Source organism: Streptomyces sp. NPDC088732 (genome assembly GCF_044751205.1).
In the GTDB taxonomy this organism is placed as follows: domain Bacteria; phylum Actinomycetota; class Actinomycetes; order Streptomycetales; family Streptomycetaceae; genus Actinacidiphila.
In genome coordinates this window covers 99,516-117,407 of record NZ_JBIVLI010000029.1, presented here as the reverse complement: position 1 = coordinate 117,407, position 17,892 = coordinate 99,516, and the positions used below count along the sequence as shown (strand labels likewise).

At 71.9% G+C, this 17,892-nt stretch carries 15 protein-coding genes; 6 read left to right on the top strand and 9 right to left on the bottom strand.

The window, feature by feature from the left end:
- Positions 1-354 precede the first annotated feature (354 nt).
- Complete coding sequence (locus ACIP9H_RS36445; RefSeq protein ID WP_401593330.1) at positions 355-2,514, top strand: RecQ family ATP-dependent DNA helicase; 2,160 nt, start codon at positions 355-357, stop codon at positions 2,512-2,514.
- A 196-nt stretch (positions 2,515-2,710) separates the two neighbouring features.
- Entirely contained in the window at positions 2,711-3,307 is a 597-nt protein-coding gene (locus tag ACIP9H_RS36440) for a hypothetical protein (protein WP_401593328.1), read from the top strand.
- Here the strand turns inward: ACIP9H_RS36440 and ACIP9H_RS36435 are convergent, their stop codons facing one another.
- From ACIP9H_RS36435 to ACIP9H_RS36425, 3 genes are all read right to left on the bottom strand, one after another.
- Positions 3,308-3,964 (bottom strand): hypothetical protein, encoded by a 657-nt coding sequence (locus ACIP9H_RS36435; RefSeq protein WP_401593326.1) that lies wholly within the window; start codon positions 3,962-3,964, stop codon positions 3,308-3,310.
- Between the two features lie 59 nt (positions 3,965-4,023).
- Entirely contained in the window at positions 4,024-4,719 is a 696-nt protein-coding gene (locus ACIP9H_RS36430; protein ID WP_401593323.1) for a ribonuclease HII, read from the bottom strand.
- A gap of 70 nt (positions 4,720-4,789) precedes the next feature.
- Positions 4,790-5,407 (bottom strand): TetR/AcrR family transcriptional regulator, encoded by a 618-nt coding sequence (locus tag ACIP9H_RS36425; RefSeq protein WP_401593320.1) that lies wholly within the window; start codon positions 5,405-5,407, stop codon positions 4,790-4,792.
- Between the two features lie 113 nt (positions 5,408-5,520).
- Here ACIP9H_RS36425 and ACIP9H_RS36420 point away from each other — a divergent pair, with 113 nt between their 5' ends.
- On the top strand, positions 5,521-7,068 hold the full coding sequence (locus ACIP9H_RS36420; protein WP_401593318.1) for an MFS transporter: 1,548 nt from the start codon (positions 5,521-5,523) through the stop codon (positions 7,066-7,068).
- 56 nt (positions 7,069-7,124) lie between these two features.
- Here the strand turns inward: ACIP9H_RS36420 and ACIP9H_RS36415 are convergent, their stop codons facing one another.
- The 3 genes from ACIP9H_RS36415 to ACIP9H_RS36405 form a co-directional block, all read right to left on the bottom strand.
- A complete protein-coding gene (locus ACIP9H_RS36415) occupies positions 7,125-8,765 on the bottom strand; it encodes a DUF4153 domain-containing protein (RefSeq protein WP_401593315.1) in 1,641 nt (546 codons plus the stop codon).
- Positions 8,766-8,953: 188 nt separating this feature from the next.
- Positions 8,954-9,865 carry an ADP-ribosylglycohydrolase family protein gene (locus ACIP9H_RS36410; RefSeq protein WP_401963295.1) on the bottom strand — a complete coding sequence of 304 codons (912 nt, stop codon included), beginning with the start codon at positions 9,863-9,865 and terminating at the stop codon, positions 8,954-8,956.
- Between the two features lie 56 nt (positions 9,866-9,921).
- Positions 9,922-10,587: a histidine phosphatase family protein gene (locus ACIP9H_RS36405; RefSeq protein WP_401593309.1), complete on the bottom strand. Its 666-nt coding sequence runs from the start codon at positions 10,585-10,587 to the stop codon at positions 9,922-9,924.
- Between the two features lie 190 nt (positions 10,588-10,777).
- On the opposite strand from ACIP9H_RS36405, the gene ACIP9H_RS36400 reads away from it, so the two are divergent.
- Positions 10,778-11,563: a VOC family protein gene (locus tag ACIP9H_RS36400; RefSeq protein ID WP_401593306.1), complete on the top strand. Its 786-nt coding sequence runs from the start codon at positions 10,778-10,780 to the stop codon at positions 11,561-11,563.
- Positions 11,564-11,602: 39 nt separating this feature from the next.
- Here the strand turns inward: ACIP9H_RS36400 and ACIP9H_RS36395 are convergent, their stop codons facing one another.
- A complete protein-coding gene (locus ACIP9H_RS36395; protein ID WP_401593303.1) occupies positions 11,603-12,211 on the bottom strand; it encodes a YdbC family protein in 609 nt (202 codons plus the stop codon).
- Positions 12,212-12,295: 84 nt separating this feature from the next.
- Here ACIP9H_RS36395 and ACIP9H_RS36390 point away from each other — a divergent pair, with 84 nt between their 5' ends.
- Together ACIP9H_RS36390 and ACIP9H_RS36385 are read left to right on the top strand one after the other, a co-directional pair.
- Entirely contained in the window at positions 12,296-12,700 is a 405-nt protein-coding gene (locus tag ACIP9H_RS36390; protein WP_401593300.1) for a VOC family protein, read from the top strand.
- Between the two features lie 33 nt (positions 12,701-12,733).
- Complete coding sequence (locus ACIP9H_RS36385) at positions 12,734-13,765, top strand: hypothetical protein (protein WP_401963292.1); 1,032 nt, start codon at positions 12,734-12,736, stop codon at positions 13,763-13,765.
- Between the two features lie 88 nt (positions 13,766-13,853).
- Here ACIP9H_RS36385 and ACIP9H_RS36380 read toward each other — a convergent pair whose 3' ends face one another.
- Complete coding sequence (locus ACIP9H_RS36380; protein WP_401593295.1) at positions 13,854-16,784, bottom strand: vitamin B12-dependent ribonucleotide reductase; 2,931 nt, start codon at positions 16,782-16,784, stop codon at positions 13,854-13,856.
- Between the two features lie 127 nt (positions 16,785-16,911).
- A complete protein-coding gene (gene nrdR / locus ACIP9H_RS36375) occupies positions 16,912-17,424 on the bottom strand; it encodes a transcriptional regulator NrdR (RefSeq protein WP_401593292.1) in 513 nt (170 codons plus the stop codon).
- Positions 17,425-17,892: the final 468 nt, after the last annotated feature.

Genomic DNA, 17,892 nt, shown 5'->3' with positions numbered 1-17,892 from the left:
AACTCCTCGCCCGGGTAGATCAGGTGCAGGTATTCCGGCGCGATCGGCATGTACCGAGGGTAGCGAGGCAACAACCCCTCGCACTAGTTCTTCGGATGGAAGCCGACAAAGTACGGGAGCGCGGCGGCGAGTTCGGCCGGGCTGCGCAGGGTGACCTTCGGGTCGTCGGAGGGACGGGAGGATGCGGTGTGCTGAGTCATGATCCGAAGGTGGCGCACGGCGTGGATCTCCGCCAGACCCCTCCCGAACCTGTGGATAAACCAGTCATATCACCGTAATAACTCAGAGTGAGTTATCCACAGGACCGGTGAGGGCGGTTGGCACGGTGTCGGTGTCATCGGGTTGCATGGGGGCATGACCACCGCACTGCGCACCACCGCCGACACGATCCTCAGCCGGCTCGTCGGGGACCCGACGGGCACCGCCCGCCTGCGCGAGGACCAGTGGCGCGCGGTCGAGGCGCTGGTGGCCCAGGGCCGCCGGGCCCTGGTCGTCCAGCGCACGGGCTGGGGCAAGTCCGCCGTCTACTTCGTGGCCACGGCGCTGCTGCGCGAGCGCGGCAGCGGTCCGACCGTGATCGTCTCCCCGCTGCTCGCCCTCATGCGCAACCAGATCGACGCCGCCGAACGGGCCGGCATCCGGGCCCGGACGATCAACTCGGCCAACCCCGAGGAATGGGACACCGTCCAGGCCGAGGTCGCCGCCGGAGAGGTCGACGTCCTGCTGGTCAGCCCGGAGCGGCTCAACAATCCCGACTTCCGCGATCAGGTCCTGCCCAAACTCGCCGCCACCACCGGGCTGCTCGTGGTGGACGAGGCGCACTGCATCTCCGACTGGGGCCACGACTTCCGGCCCGACTACCGCCGGTTGCGCACGATGCTCGCCGACCTGCCGCCGGGCGTCCCCGTCCTCGCCACCACGGCCACGGCCAACGCACGCGTGACGGCCGACGTCGCCGAGCAGTTGGGCACCGGCGATCACGAGGGTGCGCTCGTCCTGCGCGGGCCGCTGGACCGCGAGAGCCTCTCGCTCGGCGTCCTGGAGCTGCCGGACGCCGCGCACCGGCTCGGCTGGCTCGCCGACCACCTCGGCGACCTGCCGGGCTCCGGCATCATCTACACGCTCACCGTGGCGGCCGCCGAGGAGGTCGCGGCTTTCCTGCGGCAGCGCGGGCACGAAGTGGCGGCGTACACGGGCCGCACCGAGGACGCCGACCGGCGGGCCGCGGAGGCGGCGCTGCTGCGCAACGAGGTCAAGGCGCTGGTCGCGACGTCCGCCCTCGGCATGGGATTCGACAAGCCCGACCTGGGCTTCGTGCTCCACCTGGGCTCGCCCTCCTCCCCCATCGCCTATTACCAGCAGGTCGGCCGCGCCGGCCGCGGCGTGGACCACGCGGAGGTCCTACTGCTCCCCGGCCCGGAGGACGAGGCGATCTGGCGCTACTTCGCGTCCCTCGCCTTCCCGCGCGAGGAGCAGGTCCGCCAGACCCTCGCGCTGCTGGCGGAGGCGGCGGCGCCGATGTCCGTGCCCGCCCTGGAGGCCCGGGTGGATCTGCGCCGCACCCGGCTGGAGACCATGCTGAAGGTGCTCGACGTGGACGGCGCCGTCCGCCGGGTGCGCGGCGGCTGGACGTCCACCGGGGAGCCCTGGGCGTACGACACCGAGCGCTACGCCTGGGTCGACCGCCAGCGCAAGGCGGAGCAGCAGGCCATGCGCGAGTACGCCACGACCACCTCCTGCCGTATGGAGTACCTGCGGCGCCAGCTCGACGACGAGGAGGCCGCACCCTGCGGCCGCTGCGACAACTGCGCGGCCCCGCGCCACTCCGCCGAGGTGTCCCGCGAGGCGCTCGAATCCGCCCGGGCGGCCCTCGGCCGCCCCGGGGTCGAGGTCGAACCGCGCCGGATGTGGCCCACGGGGCTCCCGTCCGTGGGCATCGACCTCAAGGGCCGAATTCCCGCCGGCGAACAGGCGGAACCCGGCCGTGCCCTCGGACGGCTCTCCGACATCGGCTGGGGCAACCGGCTGCGACCGCTCTTCGCAGTGAACGCCGCGGACGGCCCCGTGGCGGACGACGTGGTCGGCGCCGTGGTCACGGTACTGGCGGACTGGGCCCGGGGACCGGGCGGCTGGGCCAGTGGCGGGCCCGACGCACCGCCCCGCCCGGTCGGTGTGGTGACCGTCGCCTCGCACACCAGGCCGCAGTTGATCGCCTCGCTCGGGCAGCGCATCGCCGACGCCGGGCGCATGCCGCTGCTGGGACAGCTGGCCCACACCGGAGACGTCGAGCCCTCACGCGTGCCGCGCAGCAACAGCGCCCAGCGACTGCGCGCCCTGCACGAGGCGTTCGCCGTTCCGCCCGCTCTGGCCGAAGCGATCGCGGCCGTGCCCGGACCGGTCCTGCTCGTCGACGATGTCACCGAAACGGGCTGGACCCTGGCGGTCGCCGCGCGACTGCTCCGCAGGTCCGGTGTTACGGCCGTGTTTCCGCTGGTCCTGGCGCTGCAAGGCTGATCCGTCGTCATATGCTGGACAGCTCGCGGGGATCTATGCGGCGGACGGCGCGATAACCGGCACATCGACCAATTGACCGTTGCCGCTCGCGAGTGCGCCAGCGAGAATTGGGGGCGTTCCCCGTTCGGCTCCTCGAGCCCCCCGACCGGCATGCGCCCGCGCACCCGGTCTCGGACGCATACCCGAAGGGAGGATCGTGGCCATGGGCTTCGCTCCGGAGACCACTTCCGGCACGTCCTCCCGCGCCGTCCGCCGGGTTCGCACCCTGGAACCGGCCGAGTGGATCGCCTCGGGATTCCCGCTGCTGATCAGCCCGCGCGACGTGGTCAAGGACCTGCACGCGCGCCACCTCCCCGCCCCGGGCACGGCGGTGATCGCGGTCCTGTCGCCCGACGGACGGCTGACGGCCAGTGCCTCGTTCGCCCAGCGCGAGGGCGTCGTCGACGGATGGGAGCGCCGCAACGCGATCCTGTCCCACCTGCGCCGGGTCACCCCGGACGACCTGCGGCGGCGTACGCCGGTGCGCACCACGGTCCTTCTGGTGTGCCGGGAGGGCGGCGCCGAGTGGACCGAGGCGGACGGTGCGTGGGCATGGGGCCTGCGGGACGCGTGCTCGCTGCACGGACTGCGCCCCGGCTCCTACATCACCCTGACCGAGGACGGCTGGCGCGTGTACGGCGAGGCCCGGGTCGGGCGCACCCCCAACGCCTCGTCCTGGTCCGGAGAACAGCACGGCGCAGCGGCCCTGCGTCCCGGGGGGACACCGGCCCTGCGCCGCGCGGCGGCCCGCTGATCAGGCGGTCGCGCCGAGCAGTCCGTTGATCCGCTGGGGGTCGCCGCACACGATCAGCAGGGCGCCGGCCCGCCGCACCGCCGAGGGCAGCAGCGCTGCCAGGACCTCGTCCGAGCCGCCGTTGACGGCGACGACCACGACCGGACGGCCCTGGGCGCGCTCCGCGTCGTGAGCCGCGTAGAAGACGTCGTCACCGGCGTCGTGCTGCGCCCAGTAGGACGCCTCGCCGAAGCTCAGCTCGTGGGCGGCCCAGGGGTGCTGCTCGCCGGTGGTGAGCACCAGGACCTCGCCGGGCGCCCGGCCGCTGTCGAGCAGCAGGTCGACGGCCTCGTCGGCGGCGTCGAGCGCGCCCTCGACCGGAGCAGGGATGAGCTGGATCTGCGCCGCCGTCGCACCGGCGGAGCCGGTCTGTGCGACCTCGGCTTCCCGTGGCGACCGCGGCTGCGGCGGAACGGCCGGACCGCGGGCGGGGCCGGGGCGACCGGGCCGGGCGCTGCCCGCAGTGCCGCCGCGCGGTGGCGCTGGACGCGGGGACGCGGGACGGGGGCCGGGGGCCGGTACGGGGCGGGGGGTCGACGCGGACCGGCCGGCGGCCGGGGCTACGCGAGAACCCGGGACACTCTCGTGAATCTGAGGCTCCTCGGGGATGAGAGGCATGTGCTGATGTCTATCAAATGCACCGGAACAGCGCATCGGCGGGTAGGTCACAACTCGGCTCAGAAATCGAAGCCGAGCTGCTCACCTGTCTCCCCCGCCTCCACGGTCTCCCGGACTTTCTTCAGGTGTTGCCAACGCGGCAGCGTATCGAGATATGCCCAGGACAGCCGGTGGTGGGGGGTGGGCCCCAGCTCCGCCAGCGCGGCACGGTGCACCGGCGAAGGGTACCCGGCATTGTCGCCGAAGCCGAACGGAGCATAGTCGATGCCCAGTTCGGCCATCATGGCGTCCCGGCGCACCTTGGCGATCACGGATGCGGCGGCCACGGCGACGCAGGACTGGTCGCCCTTGATGACCGTCCGCACCCGCCACGGGCCGCCGAGGTAGTCGTGCTTGCCGTCGAGGATGACCGCGTCGGGCCGTACGGGCAGGGCCTCCAGGGCACGCGTCGCCGCGAGCCGCAGTGCGGCCGTCATCCCGAGGTCGTCGATCTCCTCGGGCGAGGCGTGGCCGAGGGCGTAGCTGTTCACCCAGCCGACGAGTACGGCGGAGAGTTCGCCCCGGCGCTTGACGGTGAGGAGTTTGGAGTCGGTGAGCCCGTCCGGCGCCCGCCGCAGTCCGGTGACGGCCGCGCAGACGGTGACCGGTCCGGCCCAGGCTCCCCGGCCGACCTCGTCGACGCCCGCGACGACCTTGGCGCCGAGTGTCGCGCGCAATGAGCGCTCGACGCTGTGGGTGGGAGGTTCACGAACCATGACAGGGCCCACCCTACGCTTCCGCGCGGTACGGTCCGAGGCCGGGTCCCGCGCGTCCACGCGCGCCTCGTCAGGGGCGGAGCAAGGGCAGCATCACCTGGTCGACGACCTCCACGAGGTCGTGTTCGGAGATCTCGCGTCCGCCCATCTTCGAGCGGTACATCATCAGGGCGGGCACGACGTCGGCGACGATGTCGCCGGTGGCGTCCGGGCGCACTTCCCCGCGTCCCACTCCGCGCCGTACGACGTCCAGGATGCGGTGCTTGGTGGGTTCGACGACGCCCTCGACGACCAGCCGCACGAAGCAGTGCGCGGTCTCCTGGTCGGACTCGTCGATGACGGCGCGCAGGGCGAGTCCGCTCTGCGAGTACATCGCCTCGCGCATTCTCAGCACGAGGAAGAGCAGGTCCTCGCGCAGGCTGCCGAGGTCCGGCACATCGGGGACGGCGGGGAGCGCGGCCTGGAGCGCGTCGGTGGCCAGGGCCTGCTTGGACGGCCAGCGTCGGTAGACGGCCGCCTTGCCGGTCTGGGCGGCGGACGCCACGCCTTCCATGGTCAGCCCCCGCCAGCCGACGGTGCTCAGCTGCTCCAAGGCCGCTGTGAGGATGGCCCGTTCCAGCACCGGACCGCGGCGGCGCGGCGCGACCTGCTTGGACGGCTCCGTTGCCGCCTTGCGCGACATGACCATGGCACCTTCTCGGCTTTCTCGCTTCTAGTGAACGCTTGCGTTCACTAACAGACCCACTCTACTGTCGTCCATAGTGAACGCGACCGTTCACTAGCCATCGTCTGGGGGATCTTGTGACGACTGAGCAACTCACCTCACCACCCACGCCCGGCGCCGCGCGACGCGGCGGCAGGCCGGGTGTCGCACTCGCCGTGATCGCGGCCTGCCAGCTCATGGTCGTGCTGGACGCCACGATTGTGAATATCGCGCTCCCGCACATCCAGGGCGCACTCTCCTTCTCCACGACCGACCTGTCCTGGGTGCTCAACGCCTACACCCTCACCTTCGGCGGCCTGCTGCTGCTCGGCGGGCGGGCCGGCGACATCCTGGGCCGCCGCAGGGTGTTCGTCTTCGGCATCCTGCTGTTCTCGCTCGCGTCCCTCCTCGGGGGCTTCGCCCAGGAGCCGTGGCAGCTGCTCGCGGCGCGCTCCCTGCAGGGTGTCGGCGGCGCGATCGCCTCGCCCACCTCGCTCGCCCTCATCACCACGAACTTTCCCGAAGGCCCCGAACGCAACCGCGCGTTCGGCGTCTTCGCCGCGGTCTCCGCGGGCGGCGGCGCGGTGGGCCTGCTGGCGGGCGGCATGCTCACCGACTGGCTCGACTGGCGCTGGGTGTTCTTCGTCAACGTGCCCATCGGCCTGCTGATCGCCTTCCTGGCACCGCGCTGGATCAACGAGTCGCAGCGGCATCCCGGCCGCTTCGACATCGCCGGCGCGGTGACGTCGACCCTCGGCATGGCCTCCCTGGTCTACGGCTTCATCCGGGCGGCGAGCCAGGGCTGGCGGGACGGGCTCACGGTCGGCGCGTTCTGCGCGGCGGTGGTGCTGCTGATCTCGTTCGTCCTGATCGAGCGTCGCGCGAAGGAACCCATCACCCCGCTGCGGATGTTCGCCGACCGCAACCGCTCCGGCACCTACGTGATGATGCTGAGCCTGGCCGCGGGGATGTTCGGCATGTTCTTCTTCATCGTCCTCTTCGTGCAGAACGTGCTCGGCTACAGCGCCATCGCGGCCGGTTTCGCCTTCCTCCCGGTCACCGTGGCGATCGTGACGGGGGCGGGACTCTCCACCCGCTTCCTGCCGGTGCTCGGGCCGAAGCCCTTCCTGGTCACGGGCTCGACGCTGGCCGGCATCGGCATGGCCTGGCTGACCTTCATCGACCCGGGCAGCAGTTACGTGGGCGGTGTGCTGGGCCCGATGGTGATCTTCGGCTTCGGCATGGGCCTGAACTTCGTGACGCTGACGCTGACCGCCGTCTCCGGGGTCGCCCAGCACGAGGCGGGCGCGGCCTCCGGACTGCTCAACGCCATGCAGCAGGTGGGCGGTTCGCTGGGCCTGTCGATCCTGGTGACGGTCTTCGGCACCGCGAGCCGCGACCAGGCGACCGAGACGGTGCCGCAGTTCCTCGCCGGGGCGACCCCGGCGCAGAAGGCGGAGTTCCTGCGGACGCGCGAACTGCCGGCTCCCTGGTCGCACGAGGTGCTGGCGCACGGCATCTCCACCGCCCTGTACGCCGCCGTGGCCCTGGTCCTACTGGCCCTGGCCACCGCGCTGTTCGTCATCCGGGTGCGCAGGAGCGACCTGGAGGCGCTGAGCGGCACGGCGGGGACACCGGCCGCCTGACGGCACCCCGCCGCCCGGCCCGAGGGGAGGCCGGGGCGGCGGTGCGCCGGGCCCCATCAGGGCACTTCGATGCGGTACCCGTCGAGTCCCGCCCGCGAGCAGGCGTCGGAGGGGTCCACCGGGCGCGCGGCCAGCACCGAACGGGCCCGGCTCTCGCCGAGGCTCCTGGCGTACCAGGGATCGCCGCCGCCGCGCAGGTCGTGCGCCAGCGTCTGCAGCGCGCAGGAGCGCTGCGGCTCCGGCAGCCGGTCGAGCGCCGGGACCGCGTCGGCGGACAGGTCCTGGAGGTAGACCAGGTCGATGCGTCCGGTGTTCTCGTACCGGGTGACCTGCTGCTCGGCGATGAGGGCGTCCGGACCCGAGAGGCCGAAGACCAGGAAGCCGACGGCCGCGCTCGCCACCACCGCCCGCGGCAGCCAGCGGGCGCCGAGCACCCCGGCCGCCATGATCAGCACGATCAGCAGCCCCAGCCACAGTTCGACGCCGGCCACGGAGATCCGCATCCGCGTCAGCCCGTAGGCGCCCACGTACAGCTCCATGCGGCGCAGTGCGGAGGCGACCACGACGAGCGTCAGCACGCAGATCGCGCCGAGGACCGAACGCACCAGCAGGCGGTCGCCGTCCCCGCCCCGCGGCGCCCAGCGCAGCGCCAGGCCGATCACCGCGATGGTCAGCAGGGTGACGATCAGCAGTTGCCAGAAGCCCTGCCGGGCGTACTGCGCGTACGTCAGCCCGGTCTCCGCCAGCACCTTCTGGTAGCCGCCGAACAGCACGGTGAGCTGCACGGCGTTGAAGACGGCGAACAGCACGGCGAGGACGACCAGCGGCAGCGCCCACTCGGCCCGGCCGCGGGCGCGGCCGGGCCTGACCTTGACGCGGTCGAAGCGGCGCGGTGCCGCGGCCGTGTACGCGGCGGCCAGGGCGCCCAGCAGGCCGAGGGCGAACATCACGACGCGCAGGGGGAAGTCGCCGAGCGTCATGTCGGGGACGATGCCGCTCAGCAGGTCGGCGAAGGCGGCGTCCGCCCCGGCGAACAGCGCGCCGAAGACGACGAGCAGGACAACGGCGACCACGACCGCCTTGGCCATGGGCAGCCAGCGCTGCCGGTTGCCCGCGGTGCGCTCGCGCAGGCCGCGCATCGCCCAGCCGGTACCGGGCACCACGGACGCCCACACGCCGAGGCTCCCCAGCAGCACGCCCGGCCAACGGCGGCCGCCGTGCAGGGCGAGCGAACCCACGGCGAAGAAGGCGAGGACCGCGAGAAAGGCCGGCCAGCCGGCGTCGCGCAGCGCGGGGACGAGCAGCAGGCCAAGGGCCGTGACCGCCCACACCAGGGTCCACGCGCGCGGGCGGCGGCCGCGCACGACGGCCGCGACGGCGGCGGCGAGCGCGGCGGGCAGGGCGGTCAGCAGGAGGTTGACGCCGATGCCGTCGCGCAGGAGCACGGCGGCCACGAGACCGGTGCAGACGGCGATCCAGAGGACCGCCGCGGGCACGGCGGACGGTGCCTTCACGCGGCTGTCGATGATCCACTGCGGAGGGGGCGGCGGGGGCGGCGGCGTCCAGGGATGCGGCTGCACCGGGGCACGGCCGCCCGGGCGGGCCTGTGGATACGCCGGCAGGGCCGGCGGCCGGGCGGAGTGCGCGGTGCCGTGCGGCGGCCGCTGCGGCGCGGCGCCCTTCGGTACGTCGGACATGAGGACCCCTCCCCACCGGTCGCATGCCGATGACGCGGCGCGGGACCGGAGCTTGTCAGCGCCCCGGGAAGATCGCCGGGGCAGCGTGGCCGACAGGCTATGCGCCGTGGTCCGGGGCGCACAGGCGCCGAGGAACTCCCTGGCCCGTCTGTGACAGGGCCGTGACAGTGGAGGGGTTTCCGCCGCGCTCAGGCGGCGGACAGCCACTCCGGCAGCGGTTCACAGCGTTCCCGCCACGCCCGCGGCGGCTCGCCGTCCGGCCGGGCCGCGACGATGCCGCCGACGATGGCACAGGTCGTGTCGACGTCACCGCCCGCCCGGGCGGTGGTCCAGAACGCGCGCTCGTAGTCGCCGAGCCCCCGGACCGCGGCCCACAGCGCGAAGGGGACCGTGTCGTGCGCGCTGGTGCGCCGGCCGCAGCCGAGTACGGCGGCGACGGTGGCGACGTCGTCGTAGTCGAGCATGTCCACGGCGCGCCGCAGCCCCGCGTGGACGGCGCTGCGCGGCAGGAGCCCGACGACGGACGTGAGCAGCGCGGCCGGATCGGCCGGGGCGCCGGGTGCGGCGACCAGGGCGGCGGCAGCGGCGACCGCCATGGCGCCGGCGACCGCCTCGCGGTGCTGGTGGGTGGTGTACGCGGACAGCTCCGCCTGCTCGGCGGCCTTCTCCGGCTCGCCCGCGAACCACGCCCCGAGCGGCGCGACGCGCATGGCCGCGCCGTTGCCCCAGGAGCCCTGACCGTTGAACATCTCGGCGGCCAGCGTGCGCCAGTCACCGTTCTCCTGCCGGATCAGCCGCAGCATGCGGTTGACCGCGGGGCCGTAGCCGCGGTCGAAGTCGTGGTGGGCGGCGAAGGACGCGGCCAGCGCGTCCTGGTCCACGGCGCCGTGCGCGGACAGGACAGCGAGGACCGAGCAGGCCATCTCGGTGTCGTCGGTCCACTGCCACACCCCGGCCGGCAGCGTGCCGCTCTGCAGCGCGGGGTAGTGCGCGGGGACGAAGAACTGGGAGCCCAGGGCGTCGCCGACGGCGAGTCCTCGCAGGCTGGCGAGCGCGCGGGAGCGCGAGGCATCAAAAGGATCAGAGGGATCAGCGGTCATGGCGCCCAGAACTCTGACATCCCGTGTCATCGGGGTCAATCGTCCTGTGCGCAATATCACTCGTGATATCTCGCCAGGTCGGAGACAGTGGTGCGCCAGCGTGCGAAGGGCCGGTCGAGCCGGTAGCGGCCGTCCGGCTCGGCGAGCAGCACGCGGAACTCTCCGTTGTCCGGATTGGACAGGCACTCGAACTCGTCGACCGTCCAGTGGAACCACCGCATGCAGAACAACCGCATGGTCAGCCCGTGCGTCACCAGGAGCACGTTCGGCGGGAACTCCGGCTTGTCGAAGGCCCGGTAGAGCGTCTCCAGGAACGCCCCGACCCGGTCGTACACGTCCGCCCCGGACTCGCCCTGCGCGAAACGGTAGAAGAAGTGGCCGTACGCGTCCCGGGCCTTGCGCTGCCGCTGCACGTCCTCGGCGTCCTGGTAGTTGCCCCAGTCCTGCTCGCGCAGCCGGGGCTCCTCCCTGGCCCGGGTGCGGCGCGGGTCGAGTCCCAGCAGGTGGAAGGTCTCGTGCGTGCGGCGGTACGGGGAGACGAAGGCCTGGACCCGTTCGTCGCCGAAGAGCCCGCGCAGTTCCCCGCCCGCGGCACGGGCCTGCTCCTCGCCCTTGAGGGTGAGGTTGAGCGCGTGGTCGGGGACCCGCTCGTAGATCGTGTCGTCGGCGTTTCCCTGGGACTCCCCATGACGGATGAGCACAATGCGACGCGGTCGAGCCATGGCCTCACTGTAATTCGTGCACCCCCGCGCGGGCACGGCGGTCCGCCCACCGGGCATCGCGGCCGGCCGGGCCTCCTGACCTCGGCGGAACCCACGTCCGGCCGAGGGCGGCGGCCCCGATTGTCAGTGGTCGGTCCCAGACTGAGGATTGAAGAGGGAGCCCTTGGCGGCACCCCGGTTGGAGGCCGCAATGAAGACCACCGCGTTCGTATCCGGCACACCCTGCTGGACCGATCTGAGCAGTCCCGACATCGAGGCCTCGCGCGCCTTCTACGGCGGCCTGTTCGGCTGGGAGTCCGAGCCGGGGCCCCCGGAGGCGGGGGGCTACACCTTCTTCACCCTGCGCGGCGAGCCCGTGGCCGCCGTCGGGCCGGTGATGGCGGAGGGCGACCGGCCCCGCTGGATCACCTACATGGCGACCTCGGACGCCGAGGCCACGGCCAAGGCGGTGCAGGCCGCGGGAGGCGCCGTCTCCGTGGCGCCGATGGCCGTCTTCGACCAGGGCGGCTTCGCGCAGTTCACCGACCCGCACGGTGCGGAGTTCGCCGTCTGGCAGCCGGGGAGGTTCAAGGGCGCGGGGCTGCTGAACGAGCCGGGGGCGTTCAGCTGGATCGAGCTCAACACCCGCGACGTGGAAGCCTCCCGCAGGTTCTACGGGGACGTCTTCGGATGGACGGGCGAGACGCATCCCTTCGCCGGCGACAGCACGTACACGGAGCTGGAAGTGGAGGGCGGCGGCGGCCCGTTCGGCGGCATCCTGCTCATGAACGACGCCTGGCCCGCGGAGATACCCCAGCACTGGATGCACTACTTCGCCGTCGAGGACACCGATGCGGCCGCCGCGCGGGCCGCGGAGCTCGGCGGCGGCGTCTCGGTGGCGCCCTTCGACCTGCCGCACGTGGGACGCATCGCGGTCCTCGGCGATCCGCACGGCGCCTACTTCTCCGTGATCACCCGCCCCGCAAAGGAGGACTGACCGGGCGGCTCCGAACCGCTGCGCGCGAGCCGTCCGGCCTCAGACCGACCAGGACTGCTCCAGGTCGACGACGTCGCCGGCGACCGCGAGCACGTCCGCTTCCAGCTCCGCGCGCTGCGAGAGCCGGGCGACCGAGCCGTCGCGGTACTTGCCGCGCTCCGCGGCCGAGTCCCACATCGACAGGGTCAGGAAATCGGACTCGGGACCCTGCGCGAACACACCGCGCAGCATGCCCGGCGAGCCGGCCATCGCCGGGTTCCAGACCTTCTGCTGCATGAGGACGAAGTGGTCCGCCCGGTCCGGCCGCACCTTGCAGTGGGCCAGCCTGAGCAGGTCGCTGTCCGCGAAACGGGGGCGGAAGCCGATCTTGACGTCCAGGCGGTGCTCGAAGAGTTTCACGCCGAGGCTCTCGTACGTGTCCGCCTGCGGCGTCGCGAAGCGGTCGTGGGGCCCGGCCATGAAGGCGTCGTAGTACTCGCGGTCCTCCCAGAAGGCGAAAAGGTGCGCGACACCCGGCTGGCTGCGGCTCCAGCCCCCGCCCTGCCCCCGGAAGCCCGGCTCGCCGGGGAGTCCGTTGGCCCATTTCCGCTGTCCGCGCTCGAAAGCAGCCCGATCGAGGACGCCACAGCGAATCCACTTCACCAGCACCGCGCCATCCTATGGCCCACCAGCGGCCATTCCGCCCCTCAGGGAAATCAACTACCCCATGGGACAAGCCAATACGATCACGGCATGGATGCCCTGTACCCGCGGCTGCTCGTCGAGGACTTCGACACCGCCGTCCGCTTCTGGACCGCCGCCCTGCGCGACCTGCTCGCGACGGAGCCCGTCAAGGTGCTCCCGGAAGCCGGCTACGCCAACTGGGACCTCGGCGGACAGGCCGCCCTCACCCTCTTCTCCCGCACCGCGATCGCGCGGACGATCGGCACGGAGTCGCTGCCCGCGCGCGCTCCCGTCCAGGACGCGGCGATGCTCGTGCTGCGGGTCGACGACGTCCACTCCGCGACCGGGACGCTCGCGGCCCACGGCGCCGAGGTCCTCGCCGGACCGCAGGACCGCCCCGACTGGGGACCGAACCTGCGCACCGCCCACCTCCGCACGCCCGACGGCACCCTCGTCGAACTCCAGTCGTACTGATCCCGGCAGCCCGCCAGCCCCGAAGGAGTCCCGATGGTGAGGACCACGCCGCCCCGGCCGATCGACGTCGCTGCCGTGTTCCCCGAACTGGCGCCGCTGGCACGGCAGGCCGTTCGCCTGCATCCTCGGCCGGGCCTGCCGACGGTCCACGAGAGCTCGGTCGGCGGGCCCCTGCTCTGGCCCGTCGGCGAGGACTGGCCCGCGTGCGACGACGCACACGAGCACTGGGACCCGCCGGTTTCGCCGGACGACGTCCGCCGGTCCCGGGATCTGCTGGAAGAGGCGTGGCTCCGGCCCCGCTCTCCGCAGGAGGACCTCCTCACCGCGGAGCAGCGCGCGTACCTCGACACGCTGCAAGAAGGGCATCCTCCGCACAGCGGACCCAATCCGCTGCTCCCGGTCGCCCAGCTGTATCTGCGCGACGTGCCGGGGCTGTCCGGCCCCGACGGGGCCGACGTCCTCCAAGTGCTGTGGTGCCCGCTCGACCACGAGGACGCCCTGCCCACGGCCCGCCTGGTCTGGCGGAACTCCTCCGAGGTCCACGAGGTGCTCACGGAGCCGCCCGTCCCGCTCGACGTCGACCACTACGGCAACTACGTGCCTGAGCCCTGCGTGCTGCACCCCGAGGCCGTCACCGAGTACCCGGCGCCGCTCCAACTGCCCGGCGAACTCGCGCGGCGCCTCCACGACTGGGGACGCGCCGAATGGGCCGCGCTGCACCCGGAGGACGCCGGCCACGATGGCAGCGCGTACTACCAGTACGAGCACAGCGTCGCCCCCGGCTGGAAGGTGGGCGGCTGGGGTCCGTGGAGCTTCAGCGACCCGTCGCCGCTGAACTGCGACATGTGCGGCGCGGAATACCGGCCGCTCCTGACCGTCTCCTCCGGCGAGTGGGACGGAGGAAGCGGCAGCTGGATCCCGCTCGAGGACCGCGACCGCACCGGCCCCGCGGGGCTCCGGCGGCCGTCCGACCCCCCGATGGTCCAGATAGGCCGCGGCTACAACCTGCAGATCTACAGCTGCCCCACGTCCTTCGACCACCCTCACTTCGAGAACATGCAGTGACGCCCGGGGTGCCCTGCCGCCGGCCGGAAAGCACGTGTCCCCCCGAAGCCCTCGGGGCTTCGGGGGGACACGTCAGGGGCGGTCGGGCTCAGCTGCAGCCGCTGGTCGAGCCGCAGCCCTCGCAGAGGTAGCAGCTGCCCGCGCGGCGCATCTTCGTACCGCAGGAGAAGCAGAGCGGGGCATCGGCGTTGAGGCCGAGCTGGATCTCCAGCAGTTCGGTCGAGTTGTGCGCGGTCTTCGGCGCCGGGACCGTCGCGGCTTCCGCCACGGCGGCCTCAGGAGCCGCGGCCGGCTTGGCCGACGGGGCCTCGCTCTGGCGCGGCGCGGACTGGGCCAGGCCCTCGACGTCGACCTCCTCGTCGGCCGCCGGCTCGTAGGAGCCGGTGTCGAGGTGGCGGCGGCGCTCCCCGGCGGAGTGGATGCCGAGCGCGGAGCGGGTCTCGAAGGGCAGGAAGTCCAGCGCCAGGCGGCGGAAGATGTAGTCGACGATCGACTGGGCCATCCGCACGTCCGGGTCGTCGGTCAGACCGGCCGGCTCGAAGCGCATGTTGGTGAACTTCGAGACGTAGGTCTCCAGCGGCACGCCGTACTGCAGGCCGACGGAGACGGCGATGGAGAAGGCGTCCATCATGCCCGCGAGGGTCGAGCCCTGCTTGGACATCTTGAGGAAGACCTCGCCGAGACCGTCGTCCGGGTAGGAGTTGGCGGTCATGTAGCCCTCGGCTCCGCCCACCGTGAAGGAGGTGGTGATCCCCGGACGGCCCTTGGGGAGCCGGCGGCGGACGGGGCGGTACTCGACGACCTTCTCGACCGCGGCGGGGGCGGCGGCCTCGACGACGTCGGCCTTCTTCTCCTCCGCCTTCTTCTTGGCGGAGAGCGGCTGGCCGACCTTGCAGTTGTCGCGGTAGATCGCGAGCGCCTTCAGGTCGAGCTTCCAGCCCTGGTAGTAGATCTCCTCGATCTCCTCGACGGTCGCCGACTCGGGCATGTTGACCGTCTTGGAGATGGCGCCGGACAGGAACGGCTGGGTCGCGGCCATCATCCGGACGTGGCCCATCGGCGCGATGGAGCGCTCGCCCATGGCGCAGTCGAAGACCTCGTAGTGCTCGGTCTTCAGCCCGGGGGCGTCGAGGACGCTGCCGTGCTCGGAGATGTGGGCGACGATCGCCTCGATCTGCTCCTGCTGGTAGCCCAGGCGGTGCAGGGCCTGCGGGACCGTGTTGTTCACGATCTGCATGGAGCCGCCGCCGACCAGCTTCTTGAACTTGACCAGGGCGAGGTCGGGCTCGATGCCGGTGGTGTCGCAGTCCATCATCAGGCCGATGGTGCCGGTGGGGGCCAGCAGGGAGGCCTGGGCGTTGCGGAATCCGTTCTGCTCACCGAGGCGCAGGACGTCCTGCCAGGCCTCGGTGGCCGCGGCCCAGACCGGGGTGTCCAGGTCGTCCATGCGCGTCGCGACGGCGTTCGCGTCGGAGTGCTGCTTCATGACGCGGTTGTGGGCGGTGGCGTTGCGGGCGTAGCCGTCGTACGGGCCGACGACCGCGGCCAGCTCGGCGGAGCGCCGGTACGACGTGCCGGTCATCAGCGAGGTGATGGCGCCGGCGAGCGCGCGGCCGCCCTCGGAGTCGTAGGCGTGGCCGGTCGCCATCAGCAGGGCGCCGAGGTTGGCGTAGCCGATGCCCAGCTGGCGGAAGGCGCGGGTGGTCTCGCCGATCTTCTGGGTCGGGAAGTCGGCGAAGGAGATGGAGATGTCCATCGCGGTGATGACGAGCTCGACGACCTTGGCGAAGCGCACGGCGTCGAAGCGCTGGGTGCCCTTGCCGTCGTCCTCGAGGAACTTCATCAGGTTGAGCGAGGCGAGGTTGCAGGACGAGTTGTCCAGGTGCATGTACTCGCTGCAGGGGTTGGACGCGGTGATGCGGCCCGTCTCCGGCGTGGTGTGCCAGTGGTTGATGACGTCGTCGTACTGGATGCCGGGGTCGGCACAGGCCCAGGCGGCCTCGGCCAGCTTGCGGAACAGCGCCCTGGCGTCGACCTCCTCGATGACCTCGCCGGTCATGCGGGCACGCAGGCCGAACTTCTCGCCGTTCTCGTACGCCTTCATGAAGTCCGCGTTCACACGGACGGAGTTGTTGGCGTTCTGGTACTGGACGGACGCGATGTCGTCGCCGCCCAGGTCCATGTCGAAGCCCGCGTCGCGCAGGGCGCGGATCTTCTCCTCCTCCTTCACCTTGGTCTCGATGAAGGCCTCGACGTCGGGGTGGTCGACGTCGAGCACGACCATCTTGGCAGCGCGCCGGGTGGCACCGCCGGACTTGATGGTGCCGGCGGAGGCGTCGGCGCCGCGCATGAAGGAGACCGGGCCGGAGGCGTTGCCGCCGGAGGAGAGCAGCTCCTTGGAGGAGCGGATGCGGGAGAGGTTCAGGCCGGCGCCCGAGCCGCCCTTGAAGATCATCCCCTCTTCCTTGTACCAGTCGAGGATCGACTCCATGGAGTCGTCGACGGAGAGGATGAAGCAGGCGGAGACCTGCTGCGGCTGGGCGGTGCCGACGTTGAACCAGACCGGGGAGTTGAAGCTGAACACCTGGTGGAGCAGTGCCCAGGTCAGCTCGTGGTCGAAGATCTCGGCGTCGGCGGGCGACGCGAAGTAGCCGTGGTCCTCCCCGGCCTTGCGGTAGGTCCGCACGACACGGTCGATGAGCTGCCGCAGGCTGCTCTCGCGCTGCGGCGTGCCGACCGCGCCGCGGAAGTACTTGCTGGTGACGATGTTGACCGCGTTCACCGACCAGGAGTCGGGGAACTCCACGCCGCGCTGCTCGAAGTTGATCGAGCCGTCGCGCCAGTTGGTCATGACGACGTCACGACGCTCCCAGACCACCTCGTCGTAGGGGTGCGTCCCCGGGGTGGTGTGGATGCGCTCGATGCGCAGACCCTTGGCGGGCGCCGTGCCCGCGCCGCCCGCAGCCTTGCCGGACTTGGCGCGGGAACCCCGTGCCGGGCCGCTCGTCGTCTCTGTCATGTGCCGCCTCCCATTACAGGCATTACATCTAAAACGCCTTGAAGCGCCGCGATCTTCCCGCGGCGATGCTGTTCCACGGCCGGAACACCCTTGCGGGCGCCCGGCAAATCTGAGTTGTCCGCCGGTCCTAGTCGGCGGTGGCGACGGGCGAGGGGACAGCGCCGTCCCGGTCCCGTCCGCCGGTGTCGGTCGGTGACCTCCGGTCGCGCAGTTCGGCGATCGCGGCCTCGAAGTCCTCGAGCGTGTCGAAGGCCTGGTAGACCGAGGCGAAGCGCAGATAGGCGACGAGGTCCAGGTCCTTCAGCGGGCCGAGTATGGCCAGGCCGACGTCGTGAGTCGACAGCTCGGCGCTGCCCGTGGCGCGCACCGCCTCCTCGACGCGCTGCCCGAGCTGGGCGAGTGCGTCCTCGGTGACGGGGCGGCCCTGGCAGGCCTTGCGGACTCCGGCGATGACCTTGTTCCGGCTGAAGGGTTCGGTGACCCCGCTGCGTTTGATGACCATCAGCGAGGCCGTTTCCACGGTGGTGAAGCGGCGGCCGCAGTCGGGACACTGCCGGCGGCGGCGGATCGACGTGCCGTCGTCGGTGGTCCGGCTGTCGACGACGCGGCTGTCGGGGTGTCGGCAGAAGGGGCAGTGCATCGGTTCCCTCTCCCTCCCTCACCCACGGTGAGCGCACGACGTCATGACGCGGGGAACCCCCTGGGGCCTCGCGAAGCAGCCACAAGCATAGGCGATCCGGGAGGGCCCGAAGACCCGGGGACCACTACTTGTGGGGCCTGCCCCCTATCCAACCACTAGATCTGGTGGCTCGGGGGTCATGTGCGCCAATCCGGCGGAGCGCGTGTCGCGGCTCGCCGACGGGACGGGAGCCTACGCGACACCACGCCTCACGGGAGCGGCGGGGCGGAAGTGACACACTGGGTGTACGGATCGTCACGGGTCGCGCATCATGGAACCCGGGGCGCCGGGGGTGAACGGCGGGGAACTCCGGGAGAACGGCGGGCCGACGGCGGGGAGCGGGGGCGGGCGTCACACGGCCGCGATCCCGTCCGCACGAGGGGGATTGGGCGGCGGAATCCCGGGAAGAATCGAATTCATATTCGATCT

Excerpts from the sequence above, each read along its gene's own strand:
- ACIP9H_RS36445 (WP_401593330.1), top strand. The coding sequence starts at position 355 with ATGACCACCGCACTGCGCACCACCGCCGACACGATCCTCAGCCGGCTC.
- ACIP9H_RS36435 (WP_401593326.1), bottom strand. The coding sequence starts at position 3,964 with ATGCCTCTCATCCCCGAGGAGCCTCAGATTCACGAGAGTGTCCCGGGT.
- ACIP9H_RS36430 (WP_401593323.1), bottom strand. The coding sequence starts at position 4,719 with ATGGTTCGTGAACCTCCCACCCACAGCGTCGAGCGCTCATTGCGCGCG.
- ACIP9H_RS36425 (WP_401593320.1), bottom strand. The coding sequence starts at position 5,407 with ATGGTCATGTCGCGCAAGGCGGCAACGGAGCCGTCCAAGCAGGTCGCG.
- ACIP9H_RS36415 (WP_401593315.1), bottom strand. The coding sequence starts at position 8,765 with ATGTCCGACGTACCGAAGGGCGCCGCGCCGCAGCGGCCGCCGCACGGC.
- ACIP9H_RS36410 (WP_401963295.1), bottom strand. The coding sequence starts at position 9,865 with ATGACCGCTGATCCCTCTGATCCTTTTGATGCCTCGCGCTCCCGCGCG.
- ACIP9H_RS36405 (WP_401593309.1), bottom strand. The coding sequence starts at position 10,587 with ATGGCTCGACCGCGTCGCATTGTGCTCATCCGTCATGGGGAGTCCCAG.
- ACIP9H_RS36400 (WP_401593306.1), top strand. The coding sequence starts at position 10,778 with ATGAAGACCACCGCGTTCGTATCCGGCACACCCTGCTGGACCGATCTG.
- ACIP9H_RS36390 (WP_401593300.1), top strand. The coding sequence starts at position 12,296 with ATGGATGCCCTGTACCCGCGGCTGCTCGTCGAGGACTTCGACACCGCC.
- ACIP9H_RS36385 (WP_401963292.1), top strand. The coding sequence starts at position 12,734 with ATGGTGAGGACCACGCCGCCCCGGCCGATCGACGTCGCTGCCGTGTTC.
- ACIP9H_RS36380 (WP_401593295.1), bottom strand. The coding sequence starts at position 16,784 with ATGACAGAGACGACGAGCGGCCCGGCACGGGGTTCCCGCGCCAAGTCC.
- nrdR (WP_401593292.1), bottom strand. The coding sequence starts at position 17,424 with ATGCACTGCCCCTTCTGCCGACACCCCGACAGCCGCGTCGTCGACAGC.